2 protein-coding genes are annotated in these 893 nt (G+C 46.4%); both read left to right on the top strand.

Features of this window, described 5'->3' with window-relative positions; all coding sequences use genetic code 11:
- The coding region (locus ACCI49_RS24835; RefSeq protein WP_371841943.1) for a type VI secretion system Vgr family protein at positions 1–674 on the top strand (674 nt) is incomplete at its 5' end.
- A gap of 16 nt (positions 675–690) precedes the next feature.
- Positions 691–893, top strand: a 203-nt coding sequence (locus ACCI49_RS24830) for a DUF6931 family protein (protein WP_442928501.1), incomplete at its 3' end; no start/stop codon positions are given.

Raw genomic sequence — 893 nt, 5'->3', positions numbered from 1 at the left:
TCAGAGTGATGCAATCCTTTGCCGGCAAAAACTGGGGAGCAAATTTTGTACCTCGGATAAATCAGGAAGTGATTGTTACATATATTAACGGTGATCCAGATCGACCCTTAATTACCGGCGCGGTGTATAACGGTGACAATCCCGGCCCCAACTACACAGCTACACAAAGTGGCTGGAAAACTGAGCACGAAGGCAGCACCTTTAACGAGCTGCGATTTGATGACAAAGGCGGTAGCGAAGAAATCTATATGGAAGCTGGTAAGGATCACAACTTTGTAATTCACAACGATCAAACCGGCAAAATAGAAAACAAACAAACTCTGGAAGTCAAACAAGACCGCAGTATTACGGTTACCGATGGTAGCGAAGTAGTCACTATAGCCAAGGGTGACCAGAAACTGAATGTTGATAAAGGTAACCAGGTTGTCACTATTGGTTCCGGCAATCATACATTAAAAATCAGCAAAGGTTCCCAGACCACAGATGCCATGGGTGCTATCAAGATATCTTCAAAAGCGTCCATTGAATTGAAGGTTGGGGGCAGCAGTATCAAGCTGACCCCCGCAGGAATCACCATCAAAGGCACTATGCTTTCCTGCAAGGGTGATGCTACAGCCGAAGTTAAAGGCGGCGGTATGCTTACCCTGAAAGGCGGCGTGACCATGATCAACTGATGGGGATTAATTACAAATGACCGATCTGATCAAAGTACAAGCGCTTACCGCTGCGGAGCTATTAAAAAATTTTGAGGTAAGCGAGGAAGCTGAGGAACACTTAGTACCAGATACCGCACCGGAAGTCAGTATTAATCAGCTGGTTGATGCGGGACTTTACCCCGATGCAATTAAACTTCTGGCACATGGTCTCCCCAAACGGGAAGCTGTATGGTGGGC

The organism is Microbulbifer epialgicus, from assembly GCF_041447265.1.
Classification (GTDB): domain Bacteria; phylum Pseudomonadota; class Gammaproteobacteria; order Pseudomonadales; family Cellvibrionaceae; genus Microbulbifer; species Microbulbifer epialgicus.
Note: the sequence above shows the minus strand (reverse complement) of the source record. Positions and strands in the feature narration are given on the sequence as shown.